We start from the raw sequence: 18,292 nt of genomic DNA, 5'->3' as shown, positions 1-18,292 counted from the left end.
GTGAACACGCGCATTTTACGATTTGCCTTTTTTGTGAAAAGAGAAGATCCTATCAGCATTCTTGTACATTAAAGGCTAGCGAGTACATTGATAAAACTTGAAGGATGATTTTGTTTGATCTATAGTTGTTAGATCATTAGAAAAAATAAAATGTTAAATCAAACGTTTTGCTCAATTTCTTATGAAGAACTCTTAAGCTTTTATAAAGAAAGTGGTGCGGATGCTGTCCTGACAGATTTCCCTATTGATCGTTTTAGCCAATCTGCCTCCTTAGAGAAAAAAACGACACAAACGTTAAACATTTCTCATAATCAACAAACATCTCCCAAAACATCTCCCACCGTAAAATTAGATCATCATCCGCTGCATAACTCTGGGGCTATACAAAACAAACCTACAGCTATAGAGAGTGCAAAAAGCGCAGAAACACTTGATGAATTAAAGTCTGCTCTCCTTGCATTTAATGGCTGTTCATTAAAATTGACAGCAAAAAATACCTGTTTTTCAGATGGAACAGCAGGAAGCCCCCTAATGCTTATAGGCGAAGCACCAGGACGAGAAGAGGATATACAAGGAATTCCTTTTGTGGGAAAAGCAGGGATGTTGCTTAATAAAATCCTCGCATCAATTGGCTTAACAAGAAATAATGTTTACATTGCCAACACTATTCCTTGGCGTCCACCAGGAAATCGTACACCAACACCAAGAGAAGTTGCCTTGTGCCGCCCTTTTATTGAACGGCACATTTATTTAGCGCGTCCTCGTGTACTTATCGCACTGGGAGGCATTGCTGCACAGCTCCTTACGGGATCTCAAAATGGAATTATCCGAACACGAGGGAAATGGCATATTTATGAAAGTGAGGATAATATAAAAATACCTGTTATGCCAACTTTCCACCCTGCCTACCTTCTCCGAACCCCTAGTCAAAAAAAACTTACATGGATAGACTTCTTAGAAGTAAAAAATCGCCTCGATGGCCTTTTGTAATTCTTTAATCTTCTTTGACTCTAAAATTAAACACCTTCTTTAACTCTTAAAATACGAATGGGAACAACTATGGAACAGCCAACAACATCTATTTATCGTTTGGAAGACTACCAGCCAACCCCTTACGCCATCCCTAAAACACAACTTTTCTTCCAATTGGCACCAACAAAAACCTATGTTACAGCCATATTGTCTATTGAGACCCGTCACAATACAAAAGAGTTAACACCTCTTGTTCTTTCTGGTGATGATCTTACTTTAATTTCCGTTTCTATTAATGATGAGTCATTAGCGCCAGACACTTATAACGTGACGCCTTCACGTTTAGAAATTACAACGCCACCAGCAACTCCTTTTACATTGAAATTGGTTACGGAACTGAATCCTGAAAGCAACCGCCAACTTATGGGCCTTTATCTCTCAAATGGTGTTTATTGCACACAATGCGAATCGGAAGGTTTTCGTCGTATTACCTATTTTTACGACCGCCCAGATGTTCTTTCTACCTATAGAGTGAAAATTGAAGCAGATTCCCAAACAATCCCAATCTTGCTTTCAAATGGTAATCTGGTGGAAACAGGAGCTTTAGAGAATAATCGCCATTTTGCCATTTGGGAAGATCCTTATCCCAAACCATCTTATCTCTTTGCTTTAGTAGGTGGAGATCTTGATAAGTTAGAAGACCATTTTACAACCGTATCTGGACGACGTATCGAGCTTGGTATCTATGTGGAAAAAGGAAAAACCAAACGCGCAACTTATGCAATGGATGCTCTTAAACGTTCCATGCGTTGGGATGAACAATGTTTTGGGCGCGAATATGATCTTGATGTTTTCAATATTGTTGCTGTGTCCGACTTTAACATGGGTGCAATGGAAAACAAAGGTCTTAACGTTTTTAATGATAAATATGTTCTTGTCGATCCTGAAACAGCAACCGATCAGGATTATAGAAATGTTGAACGTATCATTGCACATGAATATTTCCATAATTGGAGCGGTAATCGTATTACCTGTCGCGATTGGTTTCAACTCTGTTTAAAAGAAGGATTCACTGTTTATCGTGATCAGGAATTTTCCTCAGATCAAAATGTACGCAGCCTACAGCGAATTCAAAATATAAAAACATTAAAAGCTACTCAATTTGCCGAAGACGCTGGGCCCCTCGCTCATTCTGTACGTCCTCGTCAATATAGCCAAATTAACAATTTTTACACCACAACTGTTTATGAAAAAGGTGCTGAAGTTGTTCGCATGATACGAACTATTTTAGGACCCTCTCTGTTTCGTAAAGGTACAGATCTTTATTTTCAACGTCATGATGGACAAGCTTGCACAATTGAAGATTTTATCGCTTGTTTTGCTGAAGTATCTGGTCAAGACTTCTCTCAATTCATGTTGTGGTATGAACAAGCTGGAACACCCAATGTAGAAATCGATAGTCATTATAGCGATGGTGTTTTAACAATTCATGCAAAGCAACATATTCCCGCAACTCCACAACAAAATACAAAAAAGCCCATGCTTATCCCTATCGCTTTTGGACTCTTAGGACACAACGGAGAATCTCTCACTTATGAAGCGGATGTGGATATTCAATCAGATGTTATGCTTCTCTCCAAAGAAAACCAAACGTTTACATTAAAAGGTCTGCGTGAAAAACCTATTTTATCACTGCTTAGAGACTTCTCTGCGCCTATCAAACTACAAACTCCATTCAATGAGAGCGAACTTATTTTTCTTGCACAACATGATGACAATCACATCAATCGCTGGCAAGCTCTTAATCATTTAGTGACGCAAGCTTTGATTCAAAGCATTCAAGATAAAACACAAGCAAAAGAGGGTATGCCCTCTGCTTTGATAAAATTGATTGAAGCTATCATTACAGATGAAAGTCTTGAACCTGAGTTTCGTGCATTTTGTTTAAATCTACCGAGCGAAGTTGAACTTGCCCATACGCTTGGTAAAAATGTTGATCCAGATCGTATTCATTATGTACGCAATCAGTTTTTAGCTTCGCTCGCGCATACACATCAAGGGCTCTTCACAAAAGTGTATATGCAAATGGAGACTCATGAACCCTATTCACCAAACACTGCACAAGCTGGAAAACGAGCATTGCGGAATATTATACTAGACTATCTCTCCATCGCCGAAGCCCAACCAAATCGTGCTGCCACACAATATGCAACTGCTGATAATATGACTGACCGCATAGCTAGTATAACCACGTTAGTAAAGCGTTTTAATGAAAGTGAACAGGCACAAAATGCCTTAAATGATTTTGAAAGTCGTTATCGCCACGATCCTTTGATCTTGGATAAATGGTTCTCCATTCAAGCAATGGTTGCAGGAGCATCAACACTTGACTATGTTCAAAAACTTATGCAACACCCGCTCTTTTCAAAAGATAATCCCAATCGTGTGCGTGCCTTGATTGGTGTTTTTGCGTCTCACAACCTAACAGGCTTTAACAGGATGGATGGAACGTCTTATCATTTTCTTTGCCAGATCATTTTGGAAATTGACAAAAAAAATCCACAGCTTGCTTCACGATTATTAACAACGATGCGCTCTTGGCGACAATTAGAACCCATTCGACAACAAAAACTTGAAGCTGCATTAAAAACGATTGCTGCTGCGCCAAAATTATCAAGTGATGTCGCTGATATCATCAACCGTCTGCTCACTTGAAACGAAAAGTTATTTTAAATCAATATGCTATAAATATTTTTCAAAATAAATTATATAAACTATTCGATCATCGTTAAACCTATAAACAGGTAATCTAAGCCTGTTTATAGATCATGTTTAAAGTGCCTTGTCCTTTTCATATTCCAAGTTCATAGAAGTAAAATTATTTTTTTTAAAAAAAGACTGGACAGAAGACTCCTGTTTTGATTCATTGCACTCGATGGGGTTACTATGAATATCGAAGCAGTTTTTAAATCACATTATTCCGGAATTAAAGGAACAAGAGATGGCTAAATTGGACGCATATAATGCGCCAAGGGAGATATATGCTGATTCAAAATCCAGCGCTCCAGGTCATAAAGCGCAGAAAAAACGTATTCATCTGCTTCCTGACTCTGCCTATCAAAAGCTTCTCTTTATTGAACCTTGGTTGCGTCGCTCACTTCCATTTGTCATTGTAGCATTTCTTATTGTACTTGCATCAATTCGTTTTGTATCACTCTATGATTGGCGTAACACAATTGATAAGAACACGCGTTCTACCATCACTCTCTTAGCTTCTCATATTACCAACACAATTAATCATGACTTATTGGCTGTTTCTCAGAAAGGAAAAGTCTCTGCCCTTTCTCATAGTCATTTGCAAAATATCCTCACCACTTTTCGTAATCAAGGTCTTATTAATCCTAGCACTCTGATCGCCATTGTTAATCAAGAAGGAAATGTCTTGGCTTCATCCAGTTCAGAGATTGCTTTAGAAAAACCTTTGCAAGATTTTATCTCTGACAGCATTGCTTTACAATCTCTTGGACAGCACATTGGAATTATGAAAATCACAATAGGAAAAGATGCCCCTGCTCTTGCTTCATTTCACCAAACAGAAAATGGGCAATATGGCGTATTCATTAGCGAAAAGATGCAAGATAGCGCCATGGAATGGCGAAAAATTCTCTCATTAAATATAACCCTGTTCATTGGAACTAGTGGCGTTATCCTCGCTCTTCTTTATGCTTATTATAATCAACTTTTACGAGCACGCAAAACGGATCTTGTTTCAGAAAAAATTCAAAACCGTATTGATATGGCAATGATGCGTGGGCGTTGTGGACTATGGGATTGGAATATGGCAAGTGGGCGCGTCTACTGGTCACGAGCAATGTACGAAATGCTCGGTTATGTCCCTCAAGATGCATTGCTCTCAATTTCCCAAATTAGCGCCATTATAAATCCGAATGATGCAAATTTTTTTGATCTTGCTCAAGAATTAATGGCAGGCCAAAAAAAGCATATCGATATTAACGTTCCCATGCGCCATGCCGATGGCCATTATGTCTGGATGCGCATTCGTGCTGAAGTTACTGAAGAAGAAGAACCCCATTTGGTTGGTATTTCCTTCGATATTAGTGAACAGCAACAATTGGCTGAACAAACAGCGCAAGCCGACCTTCGTATCCGTGATGCGATTGAAAACATTTCAGAATCTTTCGTCTTGTGGGATTCAGAAGGACGTTTAGTCATGTCTAACAGTAAATTTTGCGAATATGCCGCTATTCCTAAACAAATTCTACAATCAGGTATCCAACGTGCAACTGTCGAAGCCATGGCACGCCCTCCTATCAGTGAATATCCCCTTAAAGATGATGGTACTGGTAACTTAACCAGTATTCGCCAAACGGCAGATGGTTGTTGGCTCAAAATTAATGAACGGCGAACCCAAGACGGAGGATTGGTTTGTATTGGTACTGACATTTCTGAGCTTAAACAACAACAGGAAAAGTTTGAGGACAGTGAAAGGCGTCTTTTTTCTTTCATTCAAGAACTCAAGCGCGCGCGAGGAAGTGCTCAACAACGCGCAACAGAAGTTGAAAAACTTAATAAAAGTTTGAAAGCAGAAAAAGAGCGCGCCGAAAGTGCTAATAAGGCTAAATCAGAATTTTTAGCCAATATGTCTCATGAGTTGCGTACGCCACTGAATGCTATTCTCGGTTTTTCAGATATCATGTTGCAATCGACTTTTGGCCCTCTTGGTTCACAACGCTATAAGGAATATATGCATGATATTTACAATTCAGGAACTCACCTTCTAACCCTTATCAACGACATCCTTGATATGTCAAAAATCGAAGCTGGAAGATTTACGCTTGATTGTAAAAATACCGATCTTGAGCCCATCATTAGTGAAGCAGTACGAACACTAACGCCTCAAGCTCAAGAAAAAAATATTGTTGTTATAACAAACATTATCCCAGAACTTCATGCTGAAGTTGATGGTCGTGCAATGAAACAAATTTTCCTTAATCTCATCTCTAATGCCGTTAAATTTACGCCTTCTGGCGGAAATATTGATGTCTGTGCTTTTAAGAGAAAAAACAACCTTATTTTTAAAATTACAGATACAGGTGTTGGTATTCCCCAATCAGCAATAAAAAAACTTGGGCAGCCTTTTGAACAAGTTGAAAATCAGCTTACTAAATCTCACACGGGCTCAGGTCTTGGCTTAGCCATTTCACGCTCCTTGCTAGAACTCCACAAAGGAAAACTTGAAATTACTTCAAAAGAAATGAAAGGAACAACTGTAACGATTATAATGCCCATCACACAAAGTTAAATTTTTCCATTTTGTTCTCGTTGTAGCAAAATCTGTTTTCGTTTGTCCCCCCAACGATACCCTGAAATAAAACCATTTTTACGCACAACACGATGACAAGGAATGATAACAGCCAATTCGTTACGTGCACACGCATTAGCAACGGCACGAAAAGCGCTTGGTATACCAATACGGTGCGCTAAGACTTCATATGAAATTGTTTCACCACATGGTATATCACATAATACTGCCCATACTTGTCGTTGAAAAACTGTACCATTTATATCTAAGGGAAAATTATATTTTTTTACCAACCTAGGTGTTTCTATCATAGCTATAATATGAGCAACTTCTCTCTTAAATGTATTGTCACCTACAATTTGTTGTGCATTGTCAAAGCGTATCATAACCCCCTGTAATAATTGCTCTATAGTGTCTCCTAACGCTATATGACAAATCCCTTTTTGAGACCTAGCCACCAAAAGCTTTCCTATTGATACATCTTTCAGACAGAATATTCTTGTTTGGGAAATGTCCAGCATTTTAGCCTTCTTTATATTCTAAAAAAGTTTTGAACATCATTCATAAAATAAAGGGGAGAATAATCACTATCTTTTAAAAACAAACAAGATCATTCTGAAATTATCTCCTTAGCCATTGTATTAAAATACACTCTTACCCTTTTATGAAATGAGAACATACATAGATTGGCTTTCGTCCTACCCTAAAGAACCAAAACTTCGACCAGAGCCGATCTATCAACAATCTTGCTTTTTATCTAACAGATTCCAACTGAAATGATTTCCATATGGTTTATTTCATAAGCTCTTTACAGACAAATCCTGCCCTGAGTTCTATCATATACTCTAAACAAAAAACACCTTAATGTGGTAAAATTTCATACCTTATATCACAGTTCTAAACAGCAATATTTTACGGAATAACACGATAAACTTCCCATTTTATTTTACGAAATCCCATTGAAACATAAATAATGGCTTATGTTTTACAAGCAACAGAAAAAGCATGCACTCTCTTAGGCAAACAACATCATAAAACACAAAATATGTGGCAACGAATTGGAAAGATGTTCCGGCTTTTTATTCTCCACAGTATGCTTGAATATTCTAATTTGTTGAAGCACTATTATTATTTTTTTATCAAAAGTCATACTTTTGATATACTGATGAGATGACTCAACTCAAAAAAGAAATTTATCTTCAATTTTATGAAAAAAGCATGGAAAAGGTATTTTAGTGCTTACTTTCTTTGTCACTTAACTTATAAAATGACTGTAGCCTCAGAACTGAAATATTTTGCCCGCATCACGTACAGATATTTGTCATAGGAAAAAGCCATGCCCAAACGCACAGATATAAAATCTATTCTTATCATCGGAGCAGGACCTATTATCATTGGTCAGGCATGTGAATTTGATTATTCAGGCACACAAGCCTGTAAAGCATTAAAAGAAGAAGGTTATCGAATTATTTTGGTAAATTCTAATCCTGCCACGATTATGACAGATCCAGATCTAGCTGATGCAACTTATATAGAGCCCATTACTCCTGAAATAGTTGCCAAAATTATTGCCCACGAACGTCCCGATGCCCTTTTGCCCACTATGGGAGGACAAACAGCCCTCAATACTGCTTTATCATTAAAGCGTATGGGTATTTTAGACCGCTATCATGTAGAAATGATAGGGGCCAATGCTGATGCTATTGATAAGGCCGAAGATCGTGCTTTATTCCGCCAAGCGATGGCAAAAATCGGTTTGGAAACGCCACGCTCTATGTTAGCCAATGCAACAGAACTAAAAGAAAAAAATCGCCGACAGCACGCAAAAACGCGTGCTGAACTTAAAGCAAAACTTTCTGGTGCTGTACTTGACAAAGCACTCGAAGAACTTGAGCGTAACTGGCGACATACCGAAGCTGATCGCAAACAACATTATATCGCTCATGCAACAGCAAAAGCAGTTCAAGCTCTTGATGTTGTTGGACTTCCAGCTATTATTCGTCCTTCATTTACCCTTGGTGGAACCGGTGGTGGAATTGCTTACAACCGTTCTGAATTTTATGAAATTATCGAACGCGGTCTTGAAGCTTCGCCTACAACAGAAGTTTTAATTGAAGAAAGTGTTTTAGGGTGGAAAGAATATGAGATGGAAGTTGTTCGTGATAAGAACGATAACTGTATCATTGTTTGTTCTATTGAAAACATTGATCCAATGGGGATTCATACCGGTGATTCGATCACTGTAGCACCAGCTCTCACCTTAACAGATAAAGAATATCAATGTATGCGTAATGCTTCGATTGCTGTTTTGCGTGAAATTGGTGTTGAAACGGGGGGATCCAATGTACAGTTCGCTGTCAATCCTGAAAATGGGCGCCTCATTGTTATTGAAATGAATCCGCGTGTTTCTCGCTCTTCAGCGCTTGCCTCAAAAGCAACGGGGTTTCCCATTGCCAAAGTAGCAGCTAAACTGGCTGTTGGTTATACACTTGATGAATTAAAAAATGATATCACGGGTGGTGCAACACCAGCATCATTTGAACCTTCTATTGACTATATTGTGACAAAAATTCCTCGTTTTGCCTTCGAAAAGTTTCCTGGTTCATCACCTGTCCTCACAACTGCGATGAAATCTGTAGGAGAAGTCATGGCAATTGGACGCACTTTTCAAGAATCGTTACAAAAAGCACTCCGTGGACTTGAAACAGGACTTACGGGTCTTGATGAAATTGTGATTCCAGAGCATGCTGAAGGTGATGAAAAAAGTTCTATACGCTCAGCTATTGCCATACCAAGCCCTGATCGTCTACGCTATATTGCTCAAGCCATACGCACAGGCTTACCCTTAAATGAGATTCACCAAATTAGCAAAATTGATCCGTGGTTTTTAGAACAAATAGCCTCCATCATTGAAATGGAGCAGCGTATCCGCATTCATGGATTACCTCAAGACGCAGATAACTTACGTATGTTAAAAGCTATGGGCTTTTCAGATGCACGATTAGCCTCCCTTACCGGAAAAGAACCCGATGATATTGCCGCTTTACGCAAATCACTGAATGTTAAACACGTATTCAAACGGATTGACACTTGTGCCGCTGAATTTTCTTCTCCTACAGCCTATATGTATTCAACATATGAAGTTCCCTTCGCAGGTGTAGAGCACTCGGAAGCACACGTTTCTGAACGCAAAAAAATCGCTATTTTAGGCGGTGGACCAAACCGCATTGGGCAAGGTATTGAATTTGATTACTGTTGCTGCCACGCTGCTTTTGCACTGCGTGATGCAGGCTTTGAAGCGATTATGATTAACTGCAATCCTGAAACAGTTTCAACCGACTATGATACCTCTGATCGCCTTTATTTTGAATCTTTAACAACAGAAGATGTTATCGCTATTTTAGAAGCAGAACAAGAAAAAGGGGATTTGGTTGGAGTCATCGTCCAATTTGGCGGACAAACACCCTTGAAATTGGCAAGCGCTCTAGAAAAACACAACATCCCCATCCTAGGTACTTCACCTGACGCTATCGACTTAGCAGAAGATAGAGATCGCTTTCAAAAACTGTTATTTAAACTTAACTTAACACAACCTCAAAATGGTATTGCCCACTCCATCGAACAAGCACGTCTCATTGCCCACGAACTAGGCTTCCCATTGGTTGTACGTCCCTCTTATGTTTTAGGAGGACGTGCTATGCAAATTATCCGTGACGAACGTAGCTTACAAAATTATTTACTTGAGAGTGTCCCTGAATTAATTTCAGAAGATATCAAAGTCCGTTATCCTAACGATACAATAGGACAAATCAATATATTGCTTGGTAAAAATCCGCTTCTCTTTGATACCTATTTAACAGAAGCAATTGAAGTAGACGTTGATTGTCTATGTGATGGCAAAGAAACACTGATCGTTGGTATTATGGAACACATTGAAGAAGCTGGTATCCACTCTGGTGATTCAGCATGTTCTTTACCAGTCCATACGCTCTCAAATAAAATAGTTACTGAATTAGAGTGCCAAACCAAAGCATTAGCACAAGCACTTTATGTCCGCGGCTTAATGAATGTACAATATGCTATAAAAGATGACACCATTTATGTCTTAGAAGTCAATCCCCGTGCTTCACGTACTGTCCCATTTGTTGCAAAAACGATTGGTCGCCCTATTGCTAAAATGGCTGCACGTATTATGGCAGGAGAAACGCTTCATGATGCTCTTCAAGCTTATGGTGGATTACCTTCTTTGCAGGAAAAACAACATATTGCCGTCAAGGAAGCAGTGTTTCCTTTTGCTCGTTTTTCAGGTGTTGATACACTTCTTGGTCCAGAAATGCGCTCAACTGGTGAAGTTATGGGTCTTGACTATGAATTTTCGCTTGCTTTTGCTAAAGCCCAACTTGGAGCTGGTGTAAAACTCCCTAAAGAGGGAACTTTGTTCGTTTCTGTAAAAGATGAAGATAAAAAACGCATCTTAAATCCTGTAAAACGTTTAACTGAGCTTGGCTTTTCTATTGTTGCCACAAGTGGAACACAAAAATTTCTCACCGAACACCACGTTGAAGCAAAAAAAATCAACAAAGTTCTAGAGGGACACCCTCATATTGAAGATGCTATTCGCAATCGCCAAATTCAATTGATTTTTAATACAACTAGCACTGCCAGTGCCATCTCAGACTCAAAATCATTACGTTATGCAGCGCTCATTCAAAATGTTCCCTATTATACAACAATAGCTGGAGCCGAAGCCGTCGTAGAAGCAATCAAAGCACTCAAAAAAAGGCGCCTTGAAGTACGTTCACTACAAAGTTATTTCAGTTGAATTTTTGCTACTCAGCAAAATGTACACTGTTTTCTTATTTTTTCTTTATATAAAAATTGATTAAGACTTGCTTTTTGTTCTAAAGACTTTTATAGAAGTTTTATCGAATTTTCGGTTACGTGACTTTCTTTCCTGTGCAATCTGCACTTTTGACGAAACTTCTCCCACCTAATTTCGATCTACAACCGTATTGAAGAAATGAAAGCTTCAATACTCAATATAATTATATATTCTAAGGAGTTTCCTATGTCTACAGGAACAGTTAAGTGGTTTAATACAACAAAAGGTTTCGGATTCATTCAGCCTAGTGATGGTAGTGCAGATGTATTTGTACACATTTCTGCCGTTGAGCGTTCTGGTCTAAACAGTCTTAATGAAGGACAAAAAATTTCTTATGATGTTCTTCAAGATCGTCGTTCAGGAAAGTTTGCCGCTGGCAACCTTGCAGCCCTTTAAAATTTAAATTCTGCGATGTTTTATTTAAAAATCTTCGTCTGTAACGACGAAGATTTTTTTTATTTTGTATAAAGCATCATTTTACCTTATTAAAATAAAAGATTGCTTATCTCCTTTGCACAATTTATCAAACCTCCCTTATCCTTCCTCTAAAACTTTCATAAAATCTAAGAAGAGATTATCTTGTAAAAATCTCAAAAAAGAAGAACGTAAAGCCCGTGTAAGAATATTTTAGAAGTTTTTTATTGCATACAATATAATCTCTTATAGAATATCCTTAAAGCAATAACCATTTGTTGATATAATATAAGGATTTTAATTATGGCTTTTATTGCCGACAAACTGTCTCGCATCAAACCTTCTGCAACAATTGCTGCTTCCCAGAAAGCCCGTCATTTAAAAATGTTAGGGCGCAACGTTATTGCCTTAAGCGCTGGAGAGCCAGACTTTGATACCCCAGACAATATCAAAAACGCAGCCATTGAAGCTATTCGAAGAGGAGAAACAAAATACCCTCCCATATCTGGAATTCCAGAATTGCGCCAAGCAATTTCTGCAAAGTTTAAAAGAGAAAATAACCTTCTTTACCAACCAGAACAAATTATTGTTGGTACCGGTGGAAAACAAATTCTCTTTAATGCATTCATGGCAACTTTGAATAAAGGAGATGAGGTCATCATCCCATCCCCTTATTGGGTTAGTTATCCAGAAATGGTTGCACTCAACGATGGTACGCCTGTCTTTTTAGAAACAAAAGCCGAATTTTCTTATAAACTCCAACCTCAAGAGCTAGAAGCTGCCATTACCCCCAAAACCAAATGGTTCATCTTTAACTCTCCTTCAAATCCATCAGGTGCCGCTTATACACACAATGAATTGAAAAAACTCACAGATGTTTTAGTAAAATATCCTCATGTTTATATCCTTTCCGATGATATATATGAACATCTCACATATGAGGGTTTTACCTTTGTTACTCCAGCTCAAATAGAACCAGCGCTTTATGAGCGTACACTCACAATGAATGGTGTTTCTAAAGCCTATGCGATGACGGGATGGAGAATCGGTTATGCAGGCGGACCACAAGAATTAATTAAAGCTATGGATACCATTCAAGGTCAGCAAACATCTGGGACAAGTGTCATTTCACAATGGGCTGCTGTTGAAGCACTTAATGGGACACAAGATTTTATCGCTAAAAATAAAAGTATTTTTCAAGCACGCCGTGATCTCGTTGTTTCTATGCTAAACCAAGCTCCTGGCATTCACTGTCCAACGCCCGAAGGTGCTTTTTATGTTTATCCTTCTTGCACAGGACTTATTGGAAAGAAAACACCTAACGGTCAATGTATTACGAATGATGAAGACTTTACCATAGCGCTTCTAGAAACAGAAGCTGTTGCTGTCGTCCAAGGATCTGCTTTTGGACTTGGATCAACTTTTCGTATTTCTTATGCAACATCAGAAGAATTACTTGAAGAAGCTTGTATACGTATACAGCACTTTTGTAACAGTTTAATTTAAAATTTTTAATATCATCTCTTGTGATCGTTTTTTGCCGAATGTCAGTATATCCGAAAAATTATCAGAAGCTGTATCATGGTCTGAATCAATCGATTCCGCAAAAATATCCATGAATAAACACAACAATAGGGGCTGTAGATAAAGATCAAAAAAATCTAGCAATCAAATAAATGAATCGGTCTATTATTATGAGAGGTGAAAAGCCTATTCTGCTTTTTCTATTCAATTTATAACTCTAAAAAAGACCAAGCACTTTTAAACACAATTGCCCTTATAATCAGATCTTTTCTATTTCTCGGCTTCTTCTTCGTCCTAAAATGAAGAAGAAGCCACCTCCCATCCGTTATGTAAACAATCCAGTTTCCTTTAAGTTTTATCTAATAACTACTTGATAGGCTTTATAAACAAGAGCTGCCTTAAATATTCACCTCACACTCTAATAAAAAGCACTTCATGTATAATATTTTAAATATTTTATATCACGCCTCTAAAAGACAGACTTTTATGGTACAATGGGATAGATCTCCCTCAAACTCCTCATTGAATTTTAGTATTCTTAAAAAATTGTTGGGGATCCACAAGTTTCGAAATTTTTTCCTTATCACCTTCCCATATATTGCAATTTCTAGGGACTTTTTCAAAAATAAAAAAAAAGCCGGACATATGTCCGGCAAATTTGGAAAATCCTCAGAGATAAAATCAATCCGATAGATCTTCGTAAGGGAACACTCAAGAAAATGCAATGGGAGGCAACATAATCAAGAGATGATATTCTATGTCATTTTATAAGAAAAAGTACAATAAAGACTTAAGCGTATCTGCTATGCAATAAACACATAGCTTTAAATTTGTCTCCATCATGTAGCACTCTCTTTAAATTAAATATAAAGATGTAAGCTACACCATCACACGATTGTCCAGTTTTCAATATACAAGAACCCTCACATTTTCTAGCATTCACAAAAAACATTTATCACTTTTTTCAAAAAGATTTCTCTACGCGGCCTCCCTTCACTTTTAACGTGCAACGAATAGTTTTAATTGATTCAATATGGGCAAACTTGAAACGAAAGAATATTAGGGGAATCTCAAGTTGCACAACAGTTAATTATTCCTTATAAATTAAGGCATTAATATTAAAAAGACCACTGACGGGCTTTTAAAAAAATATAATCTCGAAAAGCATTTAACCTTGCCAAATTCTTTAAATTATAAGGATAACAAAAAAAAGTATCAAAAGAAGGAATATCAACCATATCAGGAAAAAGACGCACCAAATGCTCATCATTATTGACGATATAATCAGGCAGCACAGCAATCCCAAGATCACGCATAAGCGCATTCTTTATTGAGATGATATTGTTGATTTGTAGAACTGAAACGCGCAATGATCCATCACTTCTACCAGCCTTTTCCAACCAATTTAAACCAGACAAATAAGGTGGGACAGGCTCACCGAACGAAATAATACGATGCTCATCGAGATCAGACAATTTTTTTGGCTTTCCATAATTTGCAATATACTTTTCCGAAGCATAAACATGCATATGAATTGTAAAGAGTTTTCTTTGTATAAGATCAGGTTGTTGGGGTTGATGTAAGCGAACAGCACAATCCGCATGACACATTGTCAAATCAAGCTCTTCATCGGAAAGCAAAAGCTGAACCTGCATATCAGGATAAAGACTAAGAAATTCTGGCATACGCTCTGCAATCCACCCTGCCCCCATTCCAAAAGTCGAGGTCACACGCAAGTGCCCCGTTGGTTTTGCATAGCTTTCACTTAATTGCAAACGTACACTTTCAAGCTTCATCAAAACATCATGAGCTGTACGATAAAGAGTTTCTCCCTGTTCTGTAAGAATCAAACCACGCGCATGACGTTGAAATAAGGATACCCCAACCTCTTGTTCTAAAGCCGAAACCTGTCGTGAAACGGCTGATTGAGATAAATGAAGTTTTTGAGCAGCATGCGTAAAAGATCCCGCTTCTGCTGCAGCGTGAAAAATCCTTAACTTATCCCAATCCAACGGTGGCGCCACAATTAATTCTACCTCTAGATTCTCTATGTTCTCAATGAGTTGCTAACGCTTAGGTATATCCAAAAACCGTTCTGCTTCCAACGCTGCCATACATCCTCTTCCCGCAGCTGTTACAGCTTGGCGAAATGTTGCATCTGTTACATCCCCAGCAGCAAAAACACCAGCAATACTTGTCGCTGTTGAGTCCGGTGCTGTCCATAAATAACCGCCTCGTTTTTGTTTCAACTGTCCTTCAAACAGAGAAACAGCAGGATCATGCCCAATGGCAATAAATATGCCCTCTGCATTCACTTTCATCTCGTGGCCTGTCTTAACATTTTTCAGACGAGCCCCTGTTACAACAGCCCCCATTGAATCTTGAGCTGGCAAACCAATAATTTCTTCCACCACATGATCCCAAATAATACGTACGTTCTTGCAAGCAAGCAACCTATCTTGCAAAATTTTTTCTGCCCGAAAATGATCTCGGCGATGAACTACACTTACACTTTTAGCCAAATGCGATAAATAAAGTGCTTCTTCAACAGCCGTATTTCCTCCTCCCACGACAATAACGTCCTTATCACGGTAAAAAAAGCCATCACATGTAGCACAAGCGGAAACACCACTGCCCATAAAGGTCTGTTCACTTTCTAAACCAAGCCAGCGCGCTTGAGCTCCTGTTGTAATAATCAGTGCATCACAAGAATATTGTGTTCCTGAATCCCCATATAAGACAAAAGGATACTTCAACAAATCAGCCTTTATAATTGTATCATAGACAATTTTTGTCCCCATATTCTCAGCTTGTTTTGCTATTTGTTCCATCAACCATGGTCCTTGAATGGGATCTGCAAAACCTGGATAATTCTCAACATCAGTTGTAATTGTTAATTGTCCACCCTGCTGCAAGCCCGTCACCAAAACCGGCTTAAGCATTGCTCTTGCTGCATAGATCGCCGCTGTATAACCAGCCGGACCTGAGCCAATAATCAGCAGACGAATATGCGATTGTATCATTAAATCCCCTTTATTTTATTATAACTTAATTATTCTGTAAACGATAACGGAATGCAGCCTTTTAAAAAACATTTTTCAAGAGCCTCAATTATGTTATACATACTCCTTTTCAAGTTTTATGAAAAGGTCTGATTATCAATTCATCAAGGCATGCTAAGGTTAAGAATTAATCTTTATCCTATAAAGAGAAAAACGTAAATTCTTATGGGCACAAAACCATAATAAAAAGAGATACAAAGATAGGGAACGGTCATTTTTCAGTTTATTATCAATGTTTGTGCACGTTTTGCGTTAATCATGGGAGGAGCAATGCTTTTGCCAATTTTTGTGGATTTGCACGACAACAATCGTAATTGGATAACCTTTCTCTATTCTTGTGCCATAACTACCATGTTAGCAACGCTGATTCTTTTAGCAACTAAGGGAGCTACTTGTCGTTTTTCAGCACGACTTGGCTTTATGCTCACTGTTTGTCTTTGGCTAACAGGAAGCATCGTAGGTGCCTTACCTCTTTATCTTTCTCCTCTTCCCATTTCTCTAGCAGGAGCCATTTTTGAATCTGTTTCTGGAATTACAACAACAGGCTCCACAGTCCTTTCTGGTCTTGATAATTTATCGCGAAGTATTTTATTATGGCGTTCTATTATATGCTGGATTGGGGGCATTGGTTTTATCGGTTTAGCCCTCTTGCTTTTGCCTTCACTGCGTGTGGGTGGTGTACGACTTTTTCATATGGAATCATCTGATAAATCTGAAAAAATATTGCCTCGCATCAACCAAATTGCTAACGGAATTATCATCGCTTATGTTGGACTCACATTGGCTTGTATGCTTTCTTATTTTACTGCAGGCATGAGTTTATTTGATGCCATTAACCATGCAATGAGTACAGTAGCAACAGCTGGTTTTTCAACGCATGATGCTTCTTTTGGCTATTTTTCTGATACACCAGCCATCTTAATTATTTCAACAATCTTCATGTTGCTTTCTGCTTTGCCCTTCGTACTTTATGTTAAATTAGTCCTTCCTGGACACTCCAAACGCTTCCTTGACCCACAAGTGATTGTTTTTCTCCATATCGTTCTCCTTTTCAGCTTTGCTTTAGCGGCATGGCTACGGTTTTATGATCATCGCGCTTTCCACTTGATTTTCCTTGATGTCATTTTTCATCTTTCATCCATTATTAGCACCACAGGTTACAGCGCTGAAGATTATCAACTTTGGGGACCGTTTGCGCTTGGAATTTTCTTCATTGTTTCTTTTACAGGCGGATGTGCTGGTTCTACTTCTGGTGGCATGAAAATCAATCGCCTCATTATTCTTTGGCGTATTACACAAACAAATATAGAAAAACTTCTTTCTCCTAATGTCGTTGTAAAGGCGCGCTACGATCACTCAAATATATCAAACGATGTTGCTCAAGCCGTTTTGTTTTTTGTCTGTCTTTATATGTTTTGCCTTGTTATCGGCACGGCACTTTTGCTTACAACCGGTCTTGACTTTACCTCTGCCTTTACAGGGGTCTTAACCGCACTTTCAAATGTTGGTCCAGGCTTTGGAGATATTATTGGCCCCGCTGGTAATTTCTCTACAATCAACGATAATGCTTTATGGATTTTAAGTTTTCTAATGCTAGCTGGACGTCTTGAAATTATAACAATATTCGTCCTTTTTATTCCCGCTTTCTGGCGTGAACAATTCTAATGCTTAAAGCATTTTATTCTACCATGATAAAAATTTTACAAGATAAAACGGTGTGAATAGTATGCGTCATAATATTCACACCTCACTCAATCCACTGAAGATTTCCTAAAATTTCATACAAATCATCATATTAATGATATAAAAGTTGATATAAAAATAATTCGACAAAAATAATCAAATATCAAGAGCTTTCAAAGCCATAACATATAGAACTTCACTTTATTGATCTTCTTTATCAAATAAAGTGGACGCATAAAACATCCTTTTTTACGAATAATCTCTCATGCCCAAAATATGAATATTTGCTGATAAAAATGTTTTTTCTCTTTAATAGAGTTACATCCTTATAGAAAATTAAACGCTATTATATTACGAATTCACAAGCTTGTAAAAAAACATCTCACAATATTCATCACCCCCATTTTACGATAACCCTCATGAAAAATATAA

10 protein-coding genes are annotated in these 18,292 nt (G+C 38.0%); 7 read left to right on the top strand and 3 right to left on the bottom strand.

Annotation, left to right across the window (positions count from 1 at the left end; translation table 11 throughout):
* Nucleotides 1-150: 150 nt before the first annotated feature.
* From QHG57_RS04690 to QHG57_RS04680, 3 genes are all read left to right on the top strand, one after another.
* On the top strand, nucleotides 151-990 hold the full coding sequence (locus QHG57_RS04690; protein WP_330167332.1) for a uracil-DNA glycosylase: 840 nt from the start codon (nucleotides 151-153) through the stop codon (nucleotides 988-990).
* Nucleotides 991-1,059: 69 nt separating this feature from the next.
* The gene (gene pepN / locus QHG57_RS04685; RefSeq protein WP_330167331.1) at nucleotides 1,060-3,687 is read left to right on the top strand and encodes an aminopeptidase N; all 2,628 of its coding nucleotides are present in this window, start codon (nucleotides 1,060-1,062) and stop codon (nucleotides 3,685-3,687) included.
* Nucleotides 3,688-3,973: 286 nt separating this feature from the next.
* Nucleotides 3,974-6,295, top strand: coding sequence for a sensor histidine kinase (locus tag QHG57_RS04680; RefSeq protein WP_330167330.1), 2,322 nt, complete (start codon nucleotides 3,974-3,976; stop codon nucleotides 6,293-6,295).
* On the opposite strand, the gene QHG57_RS04675 is transcribed toward QHG57_RS04680, so the two are convergent.
* Nucleotides 6,292-6,816: a methylated-DNA--[protein]-cysteine S-methyltransferase gene (locus tag QHG57_RS04675; protein WP_330169565.1), complete on the bottom strand. Its 525-nt coding sequence runs from the start codon at nucleotides 6,814-6,816 to the stop codon at nucleotides 6,292-6,294. The genes QHG57_RS04680 and QHG57_RS04675 overlap by 4 nt on opposite strands.
* A gap of 815 nt (nucleotides 6,817-7,631) precedes the next feature.
* Here QHG57_RS04675 and carB point away from each other — a divergent pair.
* The 3 genes from carB to QHG57_RS04660 all read left to right on the top strand — a co-directional run bounded on the left by carB (nucleotide 7,632) and on the right by QHG57_RS04660 (nucleotide 13,097).
* Complete coding sequence (gene carB / locus QHG57_RS04670) at nucleotides 7,632-11,117, top strand: carbamoyl-phosphate synthase large subunit (protein ID WP_330167328.1); 3,486 nt, start codon at nucleotides 7,632-7,634, stop codon at nucleotides 11,115-11,117.
* A 246-nt stretch (nucleotides 11,118-11,363) separates the two neighbouring features.
* A complete protein-coding gene (locus QHG57_RS04665) occupies nucleotides 11,364-11,573 on the top strand; it encodes a cold-shock protein (protein WP_012754908.1) in 210 nt (69 codons plus the stop codon).
* A gap of 321 nt (nucleotides 11,574-11,894) precedes the next feature.
* Nucleotides 11,895-13,097 carry a pyridoxal phosphate-dependent aminotransferase gene (locus QHG57_RS04660; protein ID WP_330167327.1) on the top strand — a complete coding sequence of 401 codons (1,203 nt, stop codon included), beginning with the start codon at nucleotides 11,895-11,897 and terminating at the stop codon, nucleotides 13,095-13,097.
* 1,136 nt (nucleotides 13,098-14,233) lie between these two features.
* Here the strand turns inward: QHG57_RS04660 and QHG57_RS04655 are convergent.
* Entirely contained in the window at nucleotides 14,234-15,139 is a 906-nt protein-coding gene (locus QHG57_RS04655; protein ID WP_330167326.1) for a LysR family transcriptional regulator, read from the bottom strand.
* A 42-nt stretch (nucleotides 15,140-15,181) separates the two neighbouring features.
* The gene (gene trxB, locus QHG57_RS04650; RefSeq protein WP_330167325.1) at nucleotides 15,182-16,138 is read right to left on the bottom strand and encodes a thioredoxin-disulfide reductase; all 957 of its coding nucleotides are present in this window, start codon (nucleotides 16,136-16,138) and stop codon (nucleotides 15,182-15,184) included.
* 309 nt (nucleotides 16,139-16,447) lie between these two features.
* Here trxB and QHG57_RS04645 point away from each other — a divergent pair, with 309 nt between their 5' ends.
* A complete protein-coding gene (locus QHG57_RS04645) occupies nucleotides 16,448-17,842 on the top strand; it encodes a TrkH family potassium uptake protein (protein ID WP_330167324.1) in 1,395 nt (464 codons plus the stop codon).
* The last annotated feature ends 450 nt before the right edge of the window (nucleotides 17,843-18,292 follow it).

It is taken from the genome of Bartonella grahamii subsp. shimonis (genome assembly GCF_036327415.1).
GTDB classification, from domain to species: domain Bacteria; phylum Pseudomonadota; class Alphaproteobacteria; order Rhizobiales; family Rhizobiaceae; genus Bartonella; species Bartonella shimonis.
Note: the sequence above shows the minus strand (reverse complement) of the source record. Positions and strands in the feature narration are given on the sequence as shown.